Raw genomic sequence first — 19,148 nt, 5'->3', positions numbered from 1 at the left:
CCTCACCCGACGCGCGCAACGCTGAGCAGCTCTTGCACGACACCGGTTTCGCTGAACAAGGTCATCCGCGCGCGCCCTGCGCCCTTTGAGGCATAGAGCGCGCGGTCGGCCATTGCCAGAACCGACGTCGGCGCACAAGGTTGGGCCGGATTGGCGAAGACGACACCGATGGAAAGGCTGATCCGACAGGGCGTGCCGTGGTAGTGGATGGGTTTACGCATCTCGTAGAAGATCCGCTCGCCGACGCGGCGGACCGGCCCAAGATCTTGCACACCGGCCAGCAGCACCACAAACTCATCCCCGCCGATGCGCGCGACCAGATCCCCGATCCGCGCGCTGGCGCGGAGTTTCACCGCGATTTCGGCCAGAACATGGTCACCAGCCGCGTGGCCGAGCGTGTCATTGACCTGCTTGAAGTGATCGAGATCGATATGCAGCAGCGCGAACCCCTGCCCCGCATTCAGATACCGCTCCATCCGTGCCTCAAGCGCGCGCCGGTTGCCAAGGCCCGTCAGGACATCGGTCAACGCCTCTTCCTCTGCCCGGGCTTTCGCGCCTTTCAGCCGCGCTGCCATCTTGGTCACTTCGCCCATGACCGCCGCCTTGGCCTCAGCCAGATAGAGCAGTTCGATCGCCAGATCGGTGGCGGCGAAATCGGTGGCGGACAGCCCGTGATCGCGCACGGCATCGCGCACCGCGTAGCCAAACGACAGATTGACCAAGGCCCCGCGTTGACCTTGAAGCGGAACAGCGACGCCCTTGAAGCGGGTCCCCGGCGGCGCGCGCAGCGTCATCGACACGCGCTGCGCCTGAACCAGACGCAGAGCGCCCCCGTCCGGCGCGGTCGGCGCAGCGTGAACACGCTTTCAAGATCCTGACCGATCACCCCGTCGCCCAGCAGTTTGCGCAGCGTCGGTCCGGCACCCCGGATCTGGCAATCGCTGTCCAGCCACAGAAACAGAGGCATCAACGCGCCCAGTGTCGCTTCGCTGAACGCGTAGCCCGACAGGCACGCATCGTCCTGCATCACCGCACCTCGGCGGCAAGGTCAAAGCGGCGCCCGGCGTGATAGGCCGGATCATGAACCTTGATGGCGATCACCTCATCCGTACCCGAACCGGTGCCGTGGTGTTCAAGCACCACCAGCGCCCCGTAATCATCGGCCAATGCCCTGAGCGCGCCGACCAGAACATGCCCGAACCCCGGCCATCCGTCGCGGCACGCCAACGAGAAACCACCGGTTTCGACCTCACTGATCGACAGTTCCGGCAGGCCCAGTTCGGGTACAGCCAGATGGCTGCGGCCCTGCAAGTCATCGAGCGAAAACAGAAAATCGGTGAAACTGACGCCGCCAAAGCGCAGCAGGCGGCGCAGAGGTTCCTGCCGTTCGCCGGAAATCAGATAGGTGCCCAAGTCTTCAAGCAGCGCATCGCGGGACCGGCGCAGCAGTTGGGCAGCCGTAGCCAGAACGGTCGTCGTCAGGCCGTCATCGTAGAGCTGCATCGCCTCGAATCCGTCGCTGCCCAGCACAGCGTCTGCACCCGACCGGTGAAGGATTTCTTCCCAGGCATCCGTGCCGAATGCATCGCAGATAAACGCCTGCAGCGCCTTGTTGATAAGACCGTGCATCGCCGCCCCTTTCAGGTCACAGGGGCAACGATGCGGCAGACTCCCTAAGAAAGTGCAAACACGTTCAAAACAGCGCCAGAAGCTCTGGCAGATGGCCGATATCCGGCCGCACCGCATCGGCCAGATCGGCCAGATCCGCCGCCGTGGCGACCCCGGTCAGTACCGCCAGCGTCGCCATGCCCGCAGCGCGTCCGGCCTGCAAATCATGGCGCGAATCGCCGACCATCAGCACCGACTGCGGGTCCAGATTGCAGGCGCGGGCGAAGGCCAGCAGCATGCCCGGCGCCGGTTTTCCGCCGTGACCGCTGTCGAATCCGGCCACAAAATCAAAGAGATCGAGCACATCATGCAGATGGCTGCGCGCCACGGCTTCGTAATCATTCGTTGCCACGCCAAGCCGCAAACCCGCGTCGCGCAGGCGTTCGAGCAAGGGGCGCAATGGCACCGCCTGCGCCAGAGGCGCGCTGGCCGCTGCTGAGGCGATCCGCGCCTCGAGCGTGTCGGCCGTGACCGCAAGGATCGGCGCGAGCAGTTCTGCCACCTCGCGCCCGGTGCCCGCAATCACCGGCGACTCGGGCAGAAACCGCCCGGCGTCGGTATCAAAGGCCATCGCCTGCGCCATCGCCCGCACCCGTACCGGATCCCCTTGGGCAAGCTCGGCAATCAGCGCGCGCGCCCAGGCGCCCCATGTTGCCTGGAAATCGAACAGCGTGCCGTCCTTGTCGAACAGAATACCGCGAATTGTCTGCATCTTTCAGGTCCAGTGAAAATCGGCCCCGCCCGGCAGCGCTGAGCGCGCCTGCAGGGGCGTTTCGGGCGGATAGCCGAGAGCGGCGCAAGCGTCGATCAGCAAGGCTTCGTCTGTCATCAGGAATTCGATCACTGCCAGCAAAAAGCCCGGATCGGTCAGGCGTGCCGCCAGTGTCGACGGGCTCTCACCAGACCAGCTGAGAAAGCCGGTGATCCGGGCGTTATCATCGGCCAGCCAGGCAAGAACCTGAGCGGCAAAGGTTTCGGCGGTTTGCCGCGTCATGGCCATGGCTGCGAGTGCCTTCGGGGAAGTGGAAAGAATTCATTAACTATTTGGCGCGTAGGATGAACAATGTCCGCGACCCGACATGTTCAAGGGTAACGTGCCATGGACTAGCCGCGCAAGGTATAGGGTGATGACCGGTAGGATTCTCATTGTTGACGATCTGGCCACCAACCGGATCATATTGAAAGTGAAACTGAACGCTGCGTGCCACGAAACGCTGCTTGCCGCCTCAGGGGCCGAGGCACTTGAAATCGCACAGGCCCAGCAGCCCAAGCTGATTTTGATGGACATGCAACTGCCTGACATGTCGGGCATTGATGTGTGTCGCCGTCTGCGCGCGTCGCCCGCGACGCAGCATATCCCTGTGGTCATCGTGACCGGCATCAACGACCGGGTCAGCCGGTTGCAGGCGCTTGAGGCCGGGGTGGATGAATTCCTGGCCAAGCCGCTGAATGAGGTGATTTTGCTGGCGCGGATCCGCAGCCTTTTGCGCGTCCATCAGACCGAGACCGAACTGCGGCTGCGGTCGGAAACCTGGGGCGGGATGGATCTGGCCGAGGGGGAGACGGTGTTTGCGATGCCGGGGCGGATCGGCCTGATCGCGGCGGAAACGGCGATCTCGATGGTCTGGCGCAGCGCCCTGTCTCCCTATCTGCGAGGGCGGCTGATGGTGCTGTCTCCCGCCGCGGCGCTGGCCGATACCCCGCCGGGCGCGGCACCCGATTTCTACATGATTGCCAGTGACCTGGGCCGCTATGGATCGGGCCAGCGGCTGGTTTCGGATCTGCGGTCGCGGATGACTAGCCGGCATTCGGCGATGGCACTGGTGCTGGCGCATGCCGACCCGGAAACGGCGGCGATGGCGCTGGATGTCGGTGCGAGCGATCTGTTCACCATGCCGATGGATCCGCAGGAAACCGCGCTGCGCATCCGCCAGCATGTGCAGCGCAAGCGCCGCGCCGACGGGCTGCGCAGCGCGGTCAGCACGGGGCTGAAAATGGCGATCACCGACCCGCTGACCGGGCTCTATAACCGCCGCTATGCGCTGGCGCATCTGGACCGCATCGCCGCCGAGTCGCGCGAAACCGGACGGCGCTTTGCCGTGATGGTGCTGGATCTGGACCGGTTCAAAGCGATCAACGATACTTATGGCCATGCGACCGGCGATGCCGTGCTGGAAACCGTCGCGCACCGATTGAGCAGGGTGCTGGACCCCGGCACGCTGCTTGCCCGGATTGGCGGAGAAGAGTTTCTGGTGGCAATCCCCAGAGCAACGCTTGGCGACGCCCGCCATGCCGCCGAAACGCTGTGCAGGGCGATCGGTGGCGCGCCGATCTCGCTGCCCGATGGGCGGGGCAGCATCACCGTGACCATCTCGGTCGGGCTGGCGATGTGTTCAAATCCGCCCCCCACACCGACGAGGTCCGCCGCGCGCGAGGCGCTTGCGCGGGCCGATGCAGCGTTGATGGATTCCAAAACCGACGGGCGCAATCAGGTGACCATCAACAGCGCAGCATGACCGAGGGCGAGTGAGGGGCGCAGGTTTTGGGCAAGAGCTGGTCGGTGACGTTCGCGGCATGCGAGGGCAGCGGATTGACCGGACCTGTCGTCGCACCGAAAGGACGGGTTGCGACACAGACACCGGTGAATGGCCAACGACGCCAGCCAACCTGAACACGGCTGTGCGGTCGTGGCCGTCACAGCTGCCAATCCGCAGGCGCTATTGCCAGCCTTTCCGGCCCGATCAAGGCGCCGGACCCCGCGCAGAGAAACGGGGCCAGACAGGCCCCGCTCATACCCGCCGCTGCACGGCAATTACCGGTCGTGCCGCCGCAAGCCTTCTTCGAACCGGTCCGCCATCGCGCGGCGCTGTTCCGGCGTCAACTGTGCGACCTGCGCGGCAAAATCTGCATGCACCGTGTCCAGCCGACGCGCGCGCTCGTCACGGTCCCCGGCCATCACGGTGGCAAAAGCCTGCGGGTCGAACGGATCAGCGCGCAGACCGGCGAGCATGCGGGCGTTCAGCTCGGCGTTGCGCGCGCGGCGCTCTTCGCGGCTGGGTCGATGGCCATGATCGCCCGGCATCCCCCGCCGGTTGACCGAAGCGCGCAGCGCATCGCGCGAGTCATCGGGCAGCGCCCACCAGAGCGCGCGCATATCGGGCTGACCCGGCACAAAGCCATCCATCCGTGAGGCGCGCATCGCCCCGCCGACCAGCACGCCGACAACCAGCAGGTTAACCATCAACGACAGCACAAGCGCGATGCGCAGACCGCGTCCGGGTTTGCGCAGGCGCGGGGTCGCAGGGGTGGGTGTCAGATCGCTCATGATCGCCTCATTCGATATCGCCGTCGATCAGCGCCAGAAGGTCGCTGGCCGAGGTCGCCAATACATATGTCTCGGTTCCGTCCCATTCCGTCGCGGTGGGGCTGACGCTGGCGGCACTTTGCAGCACGGTACTGATCAGATCACCGGTCGATCCGGGCGCGGCAAAGCCGATCCAGACGCCCGCCAACCCGGCAGCGCCGACGCCCGCCAGCGACGGTGCCCCGCCGAATTCCGCCAAAGCACTGCGCAAACGGGCCAGCCAACCGGGTTTTGGCGGCACGAGGGCACCTTGCGCGTCAAGCGATGCCGCAACCAGGCGGGCTGCGAAACCCTCGGACAAGGCAGCAGGCGGCGCAGCGCGCGCCTGGGCAAACAGGGCGTCGAGGGCGGTGTCGTCAAATGGATCGTCTGAACGGTCAGTGCTCATCGGTCATACCCCAGTTCATCGCGTCGGCCCGACAACAGCTGGGCAAGACGCCGTTTTCCGCGTGCGGTCAGGCTTTCGACGGCCTCGACCCCAAGTCCCATACTCGCGCCGATGTCGGGATTGGTCATCCCTTCCAGATGGCGCAGCACTACCGCCACGCGCTGGCGTTCGGGCAACAGCGCCAGTGCTTCGTCCAGTGCCCGCTTGCGGTCGTCGTCGATCATCGTCTCGACAGCACCAGGCGCGGGATCGTCGGGCTCGTCGATGGTATCCAGCCCCACCCCCGCCTGCGCCGCAGCCGGTCGGTGGCCAGATTGACGGTCACCCGGTGCAGCCATGTGGACGGCTGCGCGCCGCCCGGCTCCCATTTCGGGGCGATCTTCCACAGCCGCAGCAGGGCTTCCTGGGTGACATCCTCGGCCTCGGCCTGATCCTGCAACAAGCGTTGCGCCAGCCGAAAGACCCGGGGCGACAGCCGGTCCACCAACAACCGCGCCGCCAGTGCATCGCCCGTTGCGTAACGGGCGAGCAGCGCGTCATCGCTGTCGGTCTCGGCTGCGGTCATCGTGAGGGCGGTGTCCCTTGGCATGGATCCGTCTGGCGCGTCGGGGCCGTGAGAGGGCGGTGAACGGGCCGGGTTCCCGCTGAGGGGTAACGCCCGGCCCGCCGGTTAGCAACTCAGATCAACGGATCTCAGTTGAAGCGCGGGCGCTGTGCCATCCAGTTCAGGAACTCCTGCGCCTGCCCCAGTTCGGTGGCATCGATGCTGCCATCGTCGTTGCGGTCCATGCGGGCAAAGCTGCGTGACGCCATATCGCCACCGCGCTCACCGCGCATCTCCCCGCGCTGCCCGTCGCGCTGGCCGCCACGCTGTCCGTCGCGCATCTCGCCCCGGCGACCATGGTCGTCGTCGCCGCGCATGTGGTGGCCGCCCCAGCCGCCATGGTCGCCGCGCATGCCGTGACGCTCACCATGGCCGCGTCCCATGCCGCCACGGCTCTCACGGCGGGCGTCACCCATCGCGGTCATGCCGGTGATCAGCTCGTCACGGGTCAGCGCGCCGTCGCCGTCCGCATCCGCCTCAGCGATCAGCGCATCGGCGCGGGCGGCGGTCCGCTGGGCGCGCATTTCGCTGTGCAGCGTTGCGCTGTAGGCGGTCCATTCTTCCGCCGAGATGCCGCCGCTGCCGTCGGCATCCGCCGTTGCAAAATCGAGCGTCGGGGGCGTCATGCCTGCCATCGGGCCGCTCTGGGCAAAGCTTGCAGCCGGAACGGCGGCGATCAGCAGGGCGATAGCGGTGAGGGTCTTGGTGTTCATGGTTCTCTCCTATCGTGCGCCGCCGGAGGCATCCTTTGGCGCGTTGATACCTCTCTAACGCCGCGCACCGGACATTCCGTCGCAGCGTTTCGCGTTATCCTGAACTTGACCTGTTTCTTTGCATGCACCATCTTGAGGGCAACACGGATCAACCGGCTTTGATGCCCCCCGCGTCGAAGGCACGGTCCGTCCCTTCCGACATCGCTGCGGTGCCAGAAGACCCGCACACGACTTTCTTTCATCGCCGCGACGCGGCAGAGAGGTTCCGCCATGACCATGATCGCCCAGCCCATCGAAATGGTTGACGACCGCCCGTTGAAGCCTGCGTTGCGCAAGGGCTGGTCGGGGCGTTGCCCGGCCTGTGGCACCGGCAAGATCATGCGCGGCTATCTGAAGGTCGTCGACGAATGCCCCAATTGCGGTGAAGACCTGCATCACCAGCGCGCCGATGACGGCCCGGCCTATCTGACCATTCTGGTGGTCGGCAAATCCATCATGGCGCTGTATCTGGCGGTGTATCTGGCCTGGGGCCCCTCGCCCTGGGTGATGATCACCCTGTGCTGGACACTGGCGCTGGCGCTGGCGCTCTATCTGCTGCCCCGGTTCAAGGGGGCACTGGTTGCGCTGCAATGGTCGCGGCGCATGCATGGCTTTGGCAGCGACGCATGACACTGATCGCCGTCGCCTCGCCCCCGATCCGTGACGCGGCCACCATCGTTCTGGTGCGCGATGCCGACACGGCAACACCCCGCGTGTTGATGGGGCAGCGCGGGTCGGCTGCGGCCTTCATGCCGTCGAAATATGTGTTTCCGGGCGGTGCCGTCGACGCCGATGACCGGCTGGTCACCCTGCCCGCCCCGCTGGCCGACGTCGAACGCGCGCGCCTGGCCGACCGGCCCGTCACCGCGACCGCCCCGGCGCCTGAGGCGATGACCGCCGCCGCGATCCGCGAGCTGTGGGAAGAGGCCGGGCTGATGCTGGGACGTCCCGGCACGTGGGAGGGCTGCGTGCCCGCCGATTGGGCCGAGTTTGCCGCCGCCGGGCTGCGCCCGTCTGGCGATGCGCTGCGGTTCCTGTTTCGCGCGGTGACGCCTCCGGGCCGGCCGCGCCGCTTTGACGCGCGCTTCTTTCTGGCCCGGGCCGAGGATATCGCGGGCGACCCCGACGATTTCTCGCGCGCGACGGATGAATTGAGCCATCTGCACTGGATCGCCCTGTCCGAAGCCCGCTCGCTCGACCTGCCGTTCATCACCGAGGTCGTGCTGGCCGAGGCCGAGGCGATCCTGCGCGAACAGCGTCAGGACAGCGTGCCGTTCTTTGACAACTCGGGCGCTGAGTCGACCTTCCGCCGCATCGCCTGAGGGTCCGCGCGCCGGATCGGCCCCCGAAAGGATGGCCCGGATGTTTTCGGCGCAATGCGCCCTGAATATTTGAACGATTTCCCGTCTTGGTTGCACTAACAAAAACGCTGTGTATCGTCAGCGTCGTTGTTTCAAGATCGGGATTCTTCATATGTCCAAGACCCTGCTGCGTTTCGCGGCTTCATCGCTGGCCCTTGCCTGTGCAGTTTCGGCGCAGGCCCAAACCACCCCCATCACCCCCCGCACCATGATCGTCATGGATGGCTCGGGCTCGATGTGGGGTCAGATTGACGGCGTGCCCAAGCTGGAAATTGCCCGCTCGGTGGTGGGTGAGGTGCTGGCCGGTATGGCCCCCGATGCGACGCTGGGCCTGATCGGCTATGGCCACCGTCGGCGTGGCGATTGCTCGGATATCGAAGTGATGGTTGAACCCGCTGCCGGGACCGCCGGACAGATTTCGCAAGCCGTCAACGCGATGCGGTTTCAGGGCCGCACGCCGCTGACCGATGCCGTCCGCCGTGCCGCCGAGGCGCTGCGCTATTCCGAAGACCCCGCGACCGTTGTGCTGGTCACCGACGGGATCGAAACCTGCGAGGCTGACCCTTGCGCGCTGGGGCGCGAGCTTGACGCCTCGGGCGTCAATTTCACCGCCCATGTGGTGGGTTTCGGGCTGAGCGCCGAGGAAGGCGCGCAGGTTGCCTGTCTGGCCGAGGAAACCGGCGGGCAGTATTTTCAGGCCGATGACGCCGCCGCCCTCACCCGGGCGCTGACGCAGACGCTGGCCGCCCCTGCCGCCGCCCCTGCGGTCGAGCCGGTGCCTGCACCGGTTGTCGAACCCGCAGCTGCCCCGCCCGCCCCCTGCCCCTGCCCCCGGCCAGCCTGTCGGCCTCGCTGACCGCACCGGCGCAGAGCAGTCTGACGGTCGAGGTGACGGGTCCGCTGAACCCGCTGGATTACATCGACATCATCGAAGAGGGCGGCACCCGCACCAATTCGGTGCAAAGCTACAGCTATCTGCGCGACGGGTTGCCCGCGCAGATCCGCGTACCGGTCGCGCCGGGGCGCTACACCCTGCGCTATGTCGAAGAAATCGAGGGCCGCGCGCCGCGCATTCTGGCCTCGCAGCCGCTGGAAGTCACCGATCTGACCTATGCCCTGACCGCGCCCGAAACGGCCATGGCTGGCAGCACGCTGAGCATTGGCTGGACCGGCCCGAACGCGCAAGGCGACTATATCGATGTGATCGAGGCGGGCGCGACCCGGACCAACTCGGCGGCCGCGGACGACTACCTGACCGCCAACCCGCTGCCGCTGATCCTGCCGCTGACGCCGGGTGCCTACGAGATCCGCTATATCGCCGAGGGCCCCGAGGGCCGGGTGGTCGCGATGACCCGCCCGCTGACCGTCACGCCGCCGATGGTCACCCTGACCGCGCCCGCGACACTCGCGCCGGGGGCGGAATTCACCGTGCAGTGGCAAGGACCGGCGAACCCGCGCAGCTGGATCGACATCGTGGTGCCGGGCAATGCCGAGTTCTCGGGCGAGTTGACCTATGCCTATCTCGACCCGGCCAGCCCGCAGGTCACGCTGTATGCGCCAACCGAGGCGGGCAGCTACGAGCTGCGGTTTGTGGCTGAGGATATGCGCATGAACCGGCAGGTTCTGGCGCGGGTGCCGCTGAGCGTAGCGGCGGGTGCTGTTGCACCGTCGGACGGGAAATAAGAAAAGCGGGGGGCTGCGCGCCCCCAGCTTATCGGGAAGACGGGGGGCTGCGCGCCCCCGGACCCCCTCGCCAAAGGGGGGAGCACGCTCCCCCTTTGGAAACCCCCGTGGATATTTAGGGACAGATGATGCGCGCGCGGGTCAGCGGTTCCCGGGCGCTTTTGCAGCAGCGGCATTAGCGAGGCCATGTCGGGGCCGTGGTCCATGCCGGTAACGGCACGGCGAAGTGGCATGAACAAGCCCTTGCCCTTGCGACCCGTGGCGGCTTTGACAGCGCCGGTCCAGTCGGACCAGCTGGTCGGACCATAGGGCGGCGGGGGCAGCAGGGTGAAGGCCTCGGCGATAAAGTCGGTGTCTTCCTCGGCGACCAACGGCTGCGCGCCGTCGCGGCAGAGCACCCACCAGGCATCGACATCGGCCAGCGTGGTGACATTGGCCTTGGCCACGTCCCAGAAGGCCGGGGCGATAGCGGCGGGCACACCGAGGGCGGTCAGGTGGTCGGCGACGGTCTCATAGGGCAGCGCCTGCACATGCTGGCGGGTCAGGGGCCAGAGGTCTTCGGCGTCGAATTTGGTGGGGGCCGCGCCGAACTGGCTGAGGTCGAAGCTCTCGGCGATCTCGTCAAGGTTGGCGCGCAGCTCGACCGGCTGCGACGAGCCGAGGCGGGCCATCAGCGACAAGAGCGCCATGCGCTCGACGCCCTGCGCGCGCAGGTCGCGCAGGCTGAGCGTGCCCAGACGTTTGGACAGCGCCTCGCCCTGCGGGCCGGTGAGCAGGCTGTGGTGGGCGAAATCGGGTGGGGTGCCACCGATCGCCTTGATGATCTGGATCTGCGTCGCGGTGTTGGTGACATGGTCGCCGCCGCGCACGATATGCGTGACGCCCATATCGGTGTCATCCACCGACGACGCGAAGGTATAGAGCACCTGCCCGTCGGCGCGGATCAACACGGGGTCGCTGACCGAGGCGGCGTCGATGGAGATATCCCCCAGAATGCCGTCAGTCCATTCAATGCGCTCGAGATCCAGTTGAAAGCGCCAGTACCCCTCGCGCCCCTCGGCGCGCAGCTTCGCGCGGCCCGCGTCATCCAGCGCCAGCGACGCGCGGTCATAGACCGGCGGCTTGCCCATGTTGAGCTGCTTCTTGCGCTTGAGGTCCAGCTCGGTCGGGGTCTCGAAGCATTCATAGAACTTGCCCGCGGCGCGCAGCTGGTCTGCGACCTCGGCGTAGCGGTCCAGCCGCTCGGACTGCCGCTCGACCTGATCCCATTCCAGACCGAGCCATTCCAGATCGGTCTTGATGCCGTCGATATACTCTTGCTTCGAGCGCTCGCGGTCGGTGTCATCCAGACGCAGGATGAACTTGCCGCCGGTCTTGCGGGCGATGAGGTAGTTGAACAGCGCCGTGCGCAGGTTGCCGATGTGCAGGTAGCCGGTGGGCGACGGGGCGAAACGGGTGACGGTCATGATATGCTCCTGTTGGCCGCTGTCTTGAACCAGCAGCCGCGATTTGTCCATATCGACGCCGGTTTCGCCCCCCTGCTTTGCGTGCAATCCCGTCAGTCGCGCCCGGCTTTCAGGATCCCCGCCGCCAGCGCGCCCGGATCAGTGACGCAGAACCCGAGGCTGCCGGGGTCCGAGACAGGCCGGAAAAAGTCCCGGATTCCCTGACGGGCGCGGGTGCCAGCCAAGGCGGTGCGGCAGGGCGGTGTCTTCAGTGCGGAAGAAACGGGGGTTGGGCAGGTCCATCCTGGCCGGTTTTTGGGGGCAGGCTGATCGGGTCCGCGCAGGTGGCCTAGGGGTGGGGACCGAGGCCGTCAGACACCGCCTGCGCCAAGGGCAGATCGGCGTCGTTGAGGACCCCTTCACGCCAGACCGGGAAGGGCAGCGCCTTGGCCCGCGACCGGCTTGCATAGAGTGCAGGGCTTCAGCGCGCCATGGATCACGCGCAACTTTCGGTGGCCGACAGCGCGCAGATGGAGCGCTACGGTGACCCGGCTCCGCTTTCCGACGCGTTCTGCAAAGGCATCCGGCCTGGGCCCGGGCGGTTGGCGGCGGGGGAAGGGGATGATCAGTGGCAGGCGGGGCTCCCGCCTCGGCTCACGGATCAAAGATCCGGTCGCCTCGTTGGGCCGGGCGCGCCGCTGACGCGGCGCGCGAAGGGGCTTTCAGCCCCCTCTTTGCTGCGCAAATTCACCCCCGAGGATATTTAGAGACAGAAAATGAAGTATCGTTAACCCTGTTTCATTTTCTGTCTGAAAATATCCACGGGAGGAGTCCAGAGGAGGGGCGTGCCCCCTCCTCTGGCGAGGGGTTCGGGGGCGAGCAGCCCCCCGATCTGCCCCTGTCAGTCGTCGCTGTCGATCACGGCCGGGGCATCGCGGAACCCTGTGGCGACCACGTATTTCTCCGACGAATCCGCCCGGCTGGCGGGCGGTTTGACGTTGACCACCTTGGTGAATCGCTGCTTGAGCAGTTGTTGCAGCTCCCCCTCCGCCCCGCCTGCCAGCACTTTGGCGACAAAGGTGCCGCCGGGTGCCAGCACGTCGAATGCGAAATAGGCGGCGTGTTCGCACAAGGCCATGATGCGGTTATGGTCGGTCTGCTTGTGACCCGAGGCGGAAGCGGCCATGTCGGACATGACCACATCGGCCTGCCCGTTGAGCCAGACCTTGACCTGCTCATCCGCGCCGTCCGCCAGAAAGTCGAGCACATGGACCTCGGCCCCGGCGATCGGCTCGACTTCCTGCAGATCGACGCCCAGCAGGGTGCCCACGCGTTTCCCCTGTTTCTCGCCCAGGGCGTTGACCCGGGGCACGGCCACCTGCAGCCAGCCGCCGGGGGCGCAGCCCAGATCGACCACCCGCGCGCCGGGCACAAGGAAGCGGAATTTGTCGTCCAGTTCCAGGATCTTGAACGCCGCGCGGCCGCGATAGCCTTCGCGTTGGGCGCGGCTGACGTAGGGGTCATTGAGCTGGCGCTCAAGCCAGCGCGTCGACGAAAGCTTGCGCCCCTTCGCCGTCTTGACCTTGACCTTGAGGTCACGTTGTCCGCGCCCCGAGGTGTTCTTGCCACTGGGGGTTTTGGTACTTGGTGGTTTTCCGGGCGGTGTCGCCATCGTCTTTCCTTTCACAGCCCCGCCAGCACGCCGTCGTGGCTCATCTGTGCATAAAGCAACCCTTCGCGCAGGCCGCGGTCGGCAACCGACATAACATCGGTTGGCCAGACGCGCATCAGGGCCTGCAAGATCGCGGCACCGGACATGATCAGCCCGTGCCGCTCGCGCCCGATGCGCGGGTCGGTGCGCCGGCCTTCCGGCCCAAGCGCGAGATAGTCGCGGATCACCCGGTCGATCTGCGCCGAGGTCATGGTCAGCCCGTCAACCTTGTTGCGGTCATAGCGCCGCAGCCCCAGATACGAGGCCGCCACCGTCGTTACCGTGCCCGACGTCCCGATGATCTGGAACCCCTCGCGCGGGGCCGGGTTCTGGTAGGGCGAGAAATTGTGCAGCTGTTCCTCGAAATGCCAGCTCATCAGGGCGAAGCGCGCGGCGTCATCCTCGACATCGTTGAACTGCTCGCGCAGCGTCGCCACACCCAGCGGCACGCTGATCCAGTCGACCACCCGCGCCTGCCCCGGCAGCGGCGCGGCAAGGCCCTGCGCGGCAAAGCCCAGCTTGACGGTCAGGATCGACGCGCGGCGCTCGGCCGGGGGGACGTCCGACAGGTCGATCCACACCAATTCGGTCGAACCACCGCCGATGTCGATGACCAGCAGTTGCTCGGTTTCTGCAGCCACCAGCGGCGCGCAGGAGATCACCGCAAGCCGCGCCTCTTCCTCGGCCGGGATGATCTCCAGCCGCAGGCCGGTCTCACGCTGGATCTTGCGGATGAATTCGGCCGAGTTGCGGGCGCGTCGGCAGGCCTCGGTCGCGACCAGCCGCATGCGGATCACGGCGTGCTCATCGAGCTTGCGGCGGCAGATGCGCAGGGCTTGCACGGTACGGGCCATCGGCACATGCCCCAGCCGCCCGGTGCTTTCCAGCCCGGTGCCGAGCTCGACGGCCCGGGAAAAACTGTCGACAACCTCAAACTGCGCGCCTTTGGGGCGTGCAATCAGCATGCGACAAGAGTTGGTTCCCAGGTCGAGGGCGGCATAAAGCCCCCCATCACTGGGACCAGACTGGCGCTTTGGCTCGATTCCGGCCGGAGTCCGCGCGCGATTGGGCGGCCTCGACGATTGCGGATGCGCCGCCGCGCCTGCGGGACGCTCGGGCGTCATGTACGCCCTCCATTTCGTGTTACCGCTACTTTAGAGTGCAGCGGAAACCCACGCAAGCGCGTTCACGGCGTGCATCCGTCCTGCAACAGTGGTTGGCGGTTGCCAAAGCGCCCGTCGGCGTCGGCAACTTCTCGCCAAGCGGGAAGGCGCCGAAAATCGACGCGCATCTTGGTTGCACAACGGCGTGATTGGCTTTCGTTCCGGAGCAGGCGGATACTTCGGCTTAACGAGACCCGACCGTCAAGGTGATTCGAAAAGCCAGGGCAACCCCGGACAGCTGCGCGTGACACGTGCCCCCAAACGGCACCGGCCTTCATTTTTAACCGGCACTCATTTTTAACGGAGAGCGATACCATGACGCGTTTCATTTCATCCAGCATCGCCGTCCCGGCCCTTCTGGCGGTTTTTTCCGCCGGAGCGGCGCTTGCATCGGGGCCAACAGAACCCGTCTACCAACCGCCGATGACGGTTGCAGCGCCCATTGCGACCTATGATTGGGGCGGCGCGTATGTCGGCGTAACAATCGCCAGCCCGACGGGGGACAACGTCTGGTCCGAGCGCAGTATCGGGGCCACCGCTGAACCGGGTGACTGGAGCGGCCATCCCTGGGGCGTGACCTTTGGCTACGATATGCAGAGCGGCCCGATGGTGTACGGCGCTGCGTTTGACTATTCCGGCTCGACCTTGACGGCGAATGGCGCGACCAGCGGCACTTTTGGCTGCAGCGCGAGCAACGTCTGTTCGACCGAGGTCAGCGACGTCTACAACCTGCGGGGCCGCATTGGCCGGGCCTTTGACCGGACCTTGGTCTACGGGACCCTTGGCTTTGCCAGCGGCGCGGCAACCGGCACCGCAACGGTTGCAACCGGCAGTGATCGCCTGAACGGTTGGGTGGCGGGCCTGGGCGTCGAACATGCCCTGACGACTTCGTTCTCTGTCAACCTCGAGTATCTTCACACCGATCTCGGCCGTCTGGAGCTGCCGGGCGGTGGCTGCAGCGTCGACTGCTTTACCGACGTGGCCTACGGGCAAGTCCGACTGGGTGCGAACTTCCGCTTCTAACCAGACCGCTCTCACCGAATTCCGTGGCACGCCCCGTCCGGGGCGTGCCCGGTTATGTCCCTGCCGGGACACACCCTTGCAAAATGCAAAAAAATGCACCGCGCCCGGGTACGAATGGAACCAAATGCGTCAGGCAGCGTTGTCTGATCAGCACATCAAGAAACGATTGGAATGAGCCATGAAAACCTTTGTCATCGCAGCCCTCACCTCTGCCATCGGCACCGCTGCACTGGCGTCGGGCCCCGTTGCTCCCGTCTATGAACCCCCCGTCACCATCGCACCGGTTGCGTCGTATGACTGGTCCGGCGCGTATGCCGGTCTTGGCGTCACCTACGGTCGGGGCGATATGTCCACCGGCGTTGCAACGCCCAACTTCCCCGACGTGCAGGGCGCGGGCCTGAGCGGGATCGCCGGCTACAACTGGCAGAACGGCAACATGGTCTATGGTGCGGAAGTCGCGCTTGACGTGTCGAACCGCGATGGCACCAACGATTGTGGTGTCGGCGGTACGCTGACCTGTACCAGCGCCTCGGACCATCAGGCCTCGATCCGTGGTCGTCTGGGCTATGCCATGGACCGCTCGCTGGTCTTCATGACCGCCGGTTACGGCACGGATTCGCGCAGCGTTGTTGTCGATAACGCCGGCGTCACCGTTGCAGGCGACGGCGCGCGCTTTGGCGGTGCCATGCTGGGTCTGGGCTATGAGCACGCCCTGTCGAACGACTGGACCGTTCGCGGCGACTACGAGCACTACTTCTATGGCGATGAAACCTTCGGCGCGACCACGGTCGACGGCGATCTGGATCTGGTGCGCTTCTCGCTGGTGCGCCGCTTCTGATCTGACGCTTCAGCGCTGACATCGGGCCCGCTCTCCGGCACAGGAGAGCGGGCCTTTTGTTGTTTTCCGCATCAAGATGCTGAGGATTTTTCACATCCCGACGGCTGGCCCCTGTCACGCCGCACCTGCTATCACGGGCAGGTCGCTTACCGCTGCGGCAAGGTCGAAAACGGCGCGCCCGCTGCGCGCAGTTCCGGCCAGAGTGCGCCGTAACGCCCCTACAGGAGTCCCCATGTCAGACGCCCCGATGCAGCCGGTCACCATCGTCTTCTGGCGCGATATTCCCGCACAGGTCATCGTCGGCAAAGGCCGCCGTGCAGCCAAGGTGCAGCTGCCCGAACGCTTCGAGCAGGCCATCGACCGCTGCGCGATGAAAGTGGGCGCACGCGACGCCGACAGCTACATGGCCGATTGGCGCAAAGCCGACCCCTATGATGTCGCTGGCGAACAGGAACAGGTCGCCCGCGCCGAGGCTGCCAAGCTGGAACAGGACTACGACGCAGAGGCAATCAAGGCGCTGATCGCCAATGACGGGTGGGCGGCGCGTGGCTAACCTCTGGGAGGCTCTCATGGCTCTGTTCCCCTTTGGCCGCAAGGCCGCCCCTGCCCGGACCGGCTCTGCCGCGCTAACCGCTTTTCTGAACGGCTACTCGATCGAGGTGATGCCGCGCACCGCCGAAAAGATCCCCGATTTCCGCACGCTGCTGCCCGCCGGCACCCGCGTCTACATCGCCCATATCGAGGGCACGCCAATCGAGGAAATGGCCGCGACCGCCAAGCGCCTGCGCGCTGAGGGGTACGAGCCGATGCCGCATTTCCCCGCGCGCATCATCGCCGACAAGGCGATGCTGGCCGACTGGGTGGCGCGCTACAAGGGCGAGGCGGACGTCAAGCAGGGCCTGATTCTGGCCGGCAACCCGCAAAAGCAGCTGGGCGATTTCAACTCGTCCATGCAATTGCTTGAATCGGGCTGCTTTGACGGGTTCGAGCGGTTGCATGTCGCGGGCCACCCCGAGGGCAACAAGGACATCGACCCCGACGGATCCGACCGCATGGTGATGGAAGCCGCGCGCTGGAAAACCGCCTTTGCCCAACGTACCGATGCGAAAATGGCCATGGCCACGCAATTCTGCTTTGACGCGGGCCCGGTGATCGACTGGGTCAACAACCTGCAAAAAGCGGGCGTCGATCTGCCGGTGCATATCGGCATCGCGGGTCCGGCCAAGCTGCAGACGCTGATCAAATTCGCCATAGCCTGCGGCGTCGGCCCGTCGCTGAAGGTCTTGCAGAAACGCGCGATGGACGTGTCCAAGCTGCTGCTGCCCTATGAGCCGGACGAGCTGCTGATCCAGCTGGCCGAGCACAAGGCCGCCAACCCCGGTTTCGGCATTGAATCGGTGCATTTCTTCCCGCTCGGCGGCATCAAGACCAACGCCGAATGGACCCATCGTCACGGCCAGACCCCCGTCAGCGCGGCGGCCTGACCGGATGCGGCGCGCGGCTTTGCTCTTCGATCTGGACGGGACGATGCTGCACACCGATCCGATCCATATCGCGGTCTTTGCCGATCTGATGGCTGCGCGCGGGCTGGCGGTGGACGAGGCGTTCTACATGGCGCATGTCCACGGCCGCCTGAATGTCGATATCTTCGCCGAGTTCCTGCCCGGTGAGGCCGATCCGCAGGCGTTGTCCGACGCCAAGGAAGCCGAGTTCCGCCGCCGCCTGCCCCGCCCGTTTCCCGCCATGCCGGGACTGGGTGCGGTGCTGGATCACGCCGAGCGCGCCGGATACGGGCTGGCCGTGGTCACCAACGCCAACCGGCTCAATGCCGAGGCGATGCTGGCCGCGATTGGCCAGCGGGCGCGGTTCGAGGTGCTGGTCATCGGCGAGGAATGCGCGCGCGGCAAGCCGCATCCTGACCCCTATGCGCAGGCGATAACCCTTTTGGGCGTCGCCCCCGCCGATTGCCTCGCGTTCGAGGACAGCCCCTCGGGCATCCGCGCCGCCCATGCTGCCGGGGCGCGGGTGATCGGCCTGCGCTCGACCCTGTCCGACGCCGCATTGCGGGCGGCGGGTGCTCACCACACGATTTCCGATTTCACCGATCCCACGCTGGCCCCGCTGCTGGCGAGCCTTGAAGGAGTTACCCCTTGACCCGCACCGTCCTCGAATCCGCGACCAAGACCGTCATCATCGGCTTTGACGAGCCCTTCTGCGTGATCGGCGAGCGCATCAACCCCACGGGCCGCAAGAAACTGGCCGCCGAGCTGGAGCTTGACGATTTCTCGACCGTCGAGCGGGACGCGCTTGAACAGGTGATCTGCGGGGCGACGGTGCTCGACATCAACTCGGGCGCGGTGTTCACCAACAAGATGGCCAGCGACCCGCGCTATGCCGACAACAACTTTGTCGAGCCGCCGCTGATGAAGCTGCTGATCGAGCGCGTGCAGGCGATCACCGACGTGCCCTTGTGCATCGACAGCTCGGTCCCCGGCGCGCTGGAAGCCGGGCTGAAAGCCTGCAACGGTCGCCCGCTCTTGAACTCGGTCACGGGTGAAGAGGACCGGCTGGAAATGGTCCTGCCGCTGGTCAAGAAATACAACGTGCCGGTTGTGGCGATCTCGAACGATGACACCGGGATCTCCACCGATCCCGATGTGCGCTTTGCCGTCGCCAAGAAGATCGTCGAACGCGCCGCCGATTTCGGCATCCCCGCGCATGACATCGTCGTCGATCCGCTGGTGATGCCGATCGGCGCCATGGCGACCGCCGGGCATCAGGTCTTCGCGCTGGTGCGCCGTCTGCGCGATGAGCTGGGCGTGAACACCACCTGCGGGGCGTCGAACATCTCGTTCGGCCTGCCCAACCGCCACGGGATCAACGCGGCCTTCCTGCCGATGGCGATGGGCGCGGGCATGACCTCGGCCATCATGAACCCGATCCGCAGTCAGGAAATGGAGGCGATCCGCGCCGCCAACCTGCTGATGAACCACGATTCCAACGGCGGTGAATGGATCCGTCTGGCCAAAGTGCTGGAAGCGATGAAAGAGGGCGCGACCTTCGCCGAAGCCTCGGCTGCCGCCTCGGCCGCCGCCTCGGGCCGGCGCGGCGGGCGTCGCGGTCGCGGCTGATCCATCTCAGGGGCAGC

Annotated in this window: 21 protein-coding genes and 2 pseudogenes; 11 read left to right on the top strand and 12 right to left on the bottom strand. The window is 66.0% G+C overall.

Annotation, left to right across the window (positions count from 1 at the left end; translation table 11 throughout):
* Nucleotides 1–2: 2 nt before the first annotated feature.
* The 5 genes from OKW52_RS09890 to OKW52_RS09870 all read right to left on the bottom strand — a co-directional run bounded on the left by OKW52_RS09890 (nucleotide 3) and on the right by OKW52_RS09870 (nucleotide 2,662).
* The gene (locus OKW52_RS09890) at nucleotides 3–794 is read right to left on the bottom strand and encodes a GGDEF domain-containing protein (RefSeq protein WP_264507687.1); all 792 of its coding nucleotides are present in this window, start codon (nucleotides 792–794) and stop codon (nucleotides 3–5) included.
* Nucleotides 791–1,027: a hypothetical protein gene (locus OKW52_RS09885; RefSeq protein ID WP_264505546.1), complete on the bottom strand. Its 237-nt coding sequence runs from the start codon at nucleotides 1,025–1,027 to the stop codon at nucleotides 791–793. The genes OKW52_RS09890 and OKW52_RS09885 overlap by 4 nt, the downstream gene beginning before the upstream one ends.
* The gene (locus tag OKW52_RS09880; RefSeq protein WP_264505545.1) at nucleotides 1,027–1,629 is read right to left on the bottom strand and encodes a heme NO-binding domain-containing protein; all 603 of its coding nucleotides are present in this window, start codon (nucleotides 1,627–1,629) and stop codon (nucleotides 1,027–1,029) included. The genes OKW52_RS09885 and OKW52_RS09880 overlap by 1 nt, the downstream gene beginning before the upstream one ends.
* A 64-nt stretch (nucleotides 1,630–1,693) precedes the next feature.
* The gene (locus tag OKW52_RS09875) at nucleotides 1,694–2,380 is read right to left on the bottom strand and encodes an HAD family hydrolase (protein WP_264505544.1); all 687 of its coding nucleotides are present in this window, start codon (nucleotides 2,378–2,380) and stop codon (nucleotides 1,694–1,696) included.
* 3 nt (nucleotides 2,381–2,383) lie between these two features.
* Entirely contained in the window at nucleotides 2,384–2,662 is a 279-nt protein-coding gene (locus OKW52_RS09870; RefSeq protein ID WP_264505543.1) for a DUF3572 domain-containing protein, read from the bottom strand.
* Nucleotides 2,663–2,795: 133 nt separating this feature from the next.
* Here OKW52_RS09870 and OKW52_RS09865 point away from each other — a divergent pair, with 133 nt between their 5' ends.
* Complete coding sequence (locus OKW52_RS09865) at nucleotides 2,796–4,184, top strand: diguanylate cyclase domain-containing protein (protein WP_264505542.1); 1,389 nt, start codon at nucleotides 2,796–2,798, stop codon at nucleotides 4,182–4,184.
* Nucleotides 4,185–4,480: 296 nt separating this feature from the next.
* On the opposite strand, the gene OKW52_RS09860 is transcribed toward OKW52_RS09865, so the two are convergent.
* From OKW52_RS09860 to OKW52_RS09845, 4 genes and pseudogenes are all read right to left on the bottom strand, one after another.
* Nucleotides 4,481–4,993, bottom strand: a complete 513-nt coding sequence (locus OKW52_RS09860; protein WP_264505541.1) for a periplasmic heavy metal sensor — start codon at nucleotides 4,991–4,993, stop codon at nucleotides 4,481–4,483.
* Between the two features lie 7 nt (nucleotides 4,994–5,000).
* Nucleotides 5,001–5,420, bottom strand: a complete 420-nt coding sequence (locus OKW52_RS09855) for a hypothetical protein (RefSeq protein WP_264505540.1) — start codon at nucleotides 5,418–5,420, stop codon at nucleotides 5,001–5,003.
* Nucleotides 5,417–6,009, bottom strand: a pseudogene (locus OKW52_RS09850) (RNA polymerase sigma factor). The gene OKW52_RS09855 and the pseudogene OKW52_RS09850 overlap by 4 nt, the downstream one beginning before the upstream one ends.
* 104 nt (nucleotides 6,010–6,113) lie before the next feature.
* Nucleotides 6,114–6,737 carry a hypothetical protein gene (locus OKW52_RS09845; RefSeq protein WP_264505539.1) on the bottom strand — a complete coding sequence of 208 codons (624 nt, stop codon included), beginning with the start codon at nucleotides 6,735–6,737 and terminating at the stop codon, nucleotides 6,114–6,116.
* Between the two features lie 270 nt (nucleotides 6,738–7,007).
* Between OKW52_RS09845 and OKW52_RS09840 the strand changes: the two genes are divergently transcribed.
* The 4 genes from OKW52_RS09840 (at nucleotide 7,008) to OKW52_RS09825 (ending at nucleotide 9,820) form a co-directional block, all read left to right on the top strand.
* Nucleotides 7,008–7,406 carry a DUF983 domain-containing protein gene (locus tag OKW52_RS09840; RefSeq protein ID WP_127104434.1) on the top strand — a complete coding sequence of 133 codons (399 nt, stop codon included), beginning with the start codon at nucleotides 7,008–7,010 and terminating at the stop codon, nucleotides 7,404–7,406.
* Nucleotides 7,403–8,098, top strand: coding sequence for an NUDIX hydrolase (locus OKW52_RS09835; RefSeq protein WP_264505538.1), 696 nt, complete (start codon nucleotides 7,403–7,405; stop codon nucleotides 8,096–8,098). Before OKW52_RS09840 ends, OKW52_RS09835 begins: the two co-directional genes overlap by 4 nt.
* A gap of 151 nt (nucleotides 8,099–8,249) precedes the next feature.
* Nucleotides 8,250–8,993, top strand: coding sequence for a vWA domain-containing protein (locus tag OKW52_RS09830; RefSeq protein ID WP_264505537.1), 744 nt, complete (start codon nucleotides 8,250–8,252; stop codon nucleotides 8,991–8,993).
* Nucleotides 8,994–9,025: 32 nt separating this feature from the next.
* On the top strand, nucleotides 9,026–9,820 hold the full coding sequence (locus tag OKW52_RS09825; protein WP_264505536.1) for a hypothetical protein: 795 nt from the start codon (nucleotides 9,026–9,028) through the stop codon (nucleotides 9,818–9,820).
* A gap of 158 nt (nucleotides 9,821–9,978) precedes the next feature.
* On the opposite strand, the pseudogene gltX reads toward OKW52_RS09825, so the two are convergent.
* From gltX to OKW52_RS09810, 3 genes and pseudogenes are all read right to left on the bottom strand, one after another.
* A pseudogene (gene gltX / locus OKW52_RS09820) lies at nucleotides 9,979–11,286 on the bottom strand (glutamate--tRNA ligase); the annotation flags it as partial.
* 880 nt (nucleotides 11,287–12,166) lie between these two features.
* Entirely contained in the window at nucleotides 12,167–12,937 is a 771-nt protein-coding gene (locus OKW52_RS09815; RefSeq protein WP_264505535.1) for an RlmE family RNA methyltransferase, read from the bottom strand.
* Between the two features lie 11 nt (nucleotides 12,938–12,948).
* Entirely contained in the window at nucleotides 12,949–14,100 is a 1,152-nt protein-coding gene (locus tag OKW52_RS09810; protein WP_264505534.1) for a Ppx/GppA phosphatase family protein, read from the bottom strand.
* 354 nt (nucleotides 14,101–14,454) lie between these two features.
* On the opposite strand from OKW52_RS09810, the gene OKW52_RS09805 reads away from it, so the two are divergent.
* The 6 genes from OKW52_RS09805 to OKW52_RS09780 all read left to right on the top strand — a co-directional run bounded on the left by OKW52_RS09805 (nucleotide 14,455) and on the right by OKW52_RS09780 (nucleotide 19,131).
* A complete protein-coding gene (locus OKW52_RS09805; RefSeq protein ID WP_264505533.1) occupies nucleotides 14,455–15,162 on the top strand; it encodes an outer membrane protein in 708 nt (235 codons plus the stop codon).
* Nucleotides 15,163–15,340: 178 nt separating this feature from the next.
* The gene (locus tag OKW52_RS09800) at nucleotides 15,341–16,000 is read left to right on the top strand and encodes an outer membrane protein (protein ID WP_264505532.1); all 660 of its coding nucleotides are present in this window, start codon (nucleotides 15,341–15,343) and stop codon (nucleotides 15,998–16,000) included.
* A gap of 247 nt (nucleotides 16,001–16,247) precedes the next feature.
* Nucleotides 16,248–16,553: a virulence factor gene (locus OKW52_RS09795; protein WP_264507686.1), complete on the top strand. Its 306-nt coding sequence runs from the start codon at nucleotides 16,248–16,250 to the stop codon at nucleotides 16,551–16,553.
* A gap of 16 nt (nucleotides 16,554–16,569) precedes the next feature.
* Nucleotides 16,570–17,484: a methylenetetrahydrofolate reductase gene (locus OKW52_RS09790; RefSeq protein ID WP_264505531.1), complete on the top strand. Its 915-nt coding sequence runs from the start codon at nucleotides 16,570–16,572 to the stop codon at nucleotides 17,482–17,484.
* Between the two features lie 4 nt (nucleotides 17,485–17,488).
* On the top strand, nucleotides 17,489–18,154 hold the full coding sequence (locus OKW52_RS09785) for an HAD family hydrolase (RefSeq protein ID WP_264505530.1): 666 nt from the start codon (nucleotides 17,489–17,491) through the stop codon (nucleotides 18,152–18,154).
* The gene (locus tag OKW52_RS09780) at nucleotides 18,151–19,131 is read left to right on the top strand and encodes a methyltetrahydrofolate cobalamin methyltransferase (protein ID WP_264505529.1); all 981 of its coding nucleotides are present in this window, start codon (nucleotides 18,151–18,153) and stop codon (nucleotides 19,129–19,131) included. Before OKW52_RS09785 ends, OKW52_RS09780 begins: the two co-directional genes overlap by 4 nt.
* Nucleotides 19,132–19,148 lie beyond the last annotated feature (17 nt).

The sequence above is a fragment of the Pararhodobacter zhoushanensis genome (genome assembly GCF_025949695.1).
In the GTDB taxonomy this organism is placed as follows: Bacteria; Pseudomonadota; Alphaproteobacteria; order Rhodobacterales; family Rhodobacteraceae; genus Pararhodobacter; species Pararhodobacter zhoushanensis_A.
Note: the sequence above shows the minus strand (reverse complement) of the source record. Positions and strands in the feature narration are given on the sequence as shown.

Bases quoted from the DNA above. Each gene is read 5' to 3' on its own strand.
- OKW52_RS09890 (WP_264507687.1), bottom strand. From the start codon at position 794: ATGACGCTGCGCGCGCCGCCGGGGACCCGCTTCAAGGGCGTCGCTGTT.
- OKW52_RS09885 (WP_264505546.1), bottom strand. From the start codon at position 1,027: ATGCAGGACGATGCGTGCCTGTCGGGCTACGCGTTCAGCGAAGCGACA.
- OKW52_RS09880 (WP_264505545.1), bottom strand. From the start codon at position 1,629: ATGCACGGTCTTATCAACAAGGCGCTGCAGGCGTTTATCTGCGATGCA.
- OKW52_RS09875 (WP_264505544.1), bottom strand. From the start codon at position 2,380: ATGCAGACAATTCGCGGTATTCTGTTCGACAAGGACGGCACGCTGTTC.
- OKW52_RS09870 (WP_264505543.1), bottom strand. From the start codon at position 2,662: ATGACGCGGCAAACCGCCGAAACCTTTGCCGCTCAGGTTCTTGCCTGG.
- OKW52_RS09865 (WP_264505542.1), top strand. From the start codon at position 2,796: ATGACCGGTAGGATTCTCATTGTTGACGATCTGGCCACCAACCGGATC.
- OKW52_RS09860 (WP_264505541.1), bottom strand. From the start codon at position 4,993: ATGAGCGATCTGACACCCACCCCTGCGACCCCGCGCCTGCGCAAACCC.
- OKW52_RS09855 (WP_264505540.1), bottom strand. From the start codon at position 5,420: ATGAGCACTGACCGTTCAGACGATCCATTTGACGACACCGCCCTCGAC.
- OKW52_RS09845 (WP_264505539.1), bottom strand. From the start codon at position 6,737: ATGAACACCAAGACCCTCACCGCTATCGCCCTGCTGATCGCCGCCGTT.
- OKW52_RS09840 (WP_127104434.1), top strand. From the start codon at position 7,008: ATGACCATGATCGCCCAGCCCATCGAAATGGTTGACGACCGCCCGTTG.
- OKW52_RS09835 (WP_264505538.1), top strand. From the start codon at position 7,403: ATGACACTGATCGCCGTCGCCTCGCCCCCGATCCGTGACGCGGCCACC.
- OKW52_RS09830 (WP_264505537.1), top strand. From the start codon at position 8,250: ATGTCCAAGACCCTGCTGCGTTTCGCGGCTTCATCGCTGGCCCTTGCC.
- OKW52_RS09815 (WP_264505535.1), bottom strand. From the start codon at position 12,937: ATGGCGACACCGCCCGGAAAACCACCAAGTACCAAAACCCCCAGTGGC.
- OKW52_RS09810 (WP_264505534.1), bottom strand. From the start codon at position 14,100: ATGACGCCCGAGCGTCCCGCAGGCGCGGCGGCGCATCCGCAATCGTCG.
- OKW52_RS09805 (WP_264505533.1), top strand. From the start codon at position 14,455: ATGACGCGTTTCATTTCATCCAGCATCGCCGTCCCGGCCCTTCTGGCG.
- OKW52_RS09800 (WP_264505532.1), top strand. From the start codon at position 15,341: ATGAAAACCTTTGTCATCGCAGCCCTCACCTCTGCCATCGGCACCGCT.
- OKW52_RS09795 (WP_264507686.1), top strand. From the start codon at position 16,248: ATGCAGCCGGTCACCATCGTCTTCTGGCGCGATATTCCCGCACAGGTC.
- OKW52_RS09790 (WP_264505531.1), top strand. From the start codon at position 16,570: ATGGCTCTGTTCCCCTTTGGCCGCAAGGCCGCCCCTGCCCGGACCGGC.
- OKW52_RS09785 (WP_264505530.1), top strand. From the start codon at position 17,489: ATGCGGCGCGCGGCTTTGCTCTTCGATCTGGACGGGACGATGCTGCAC.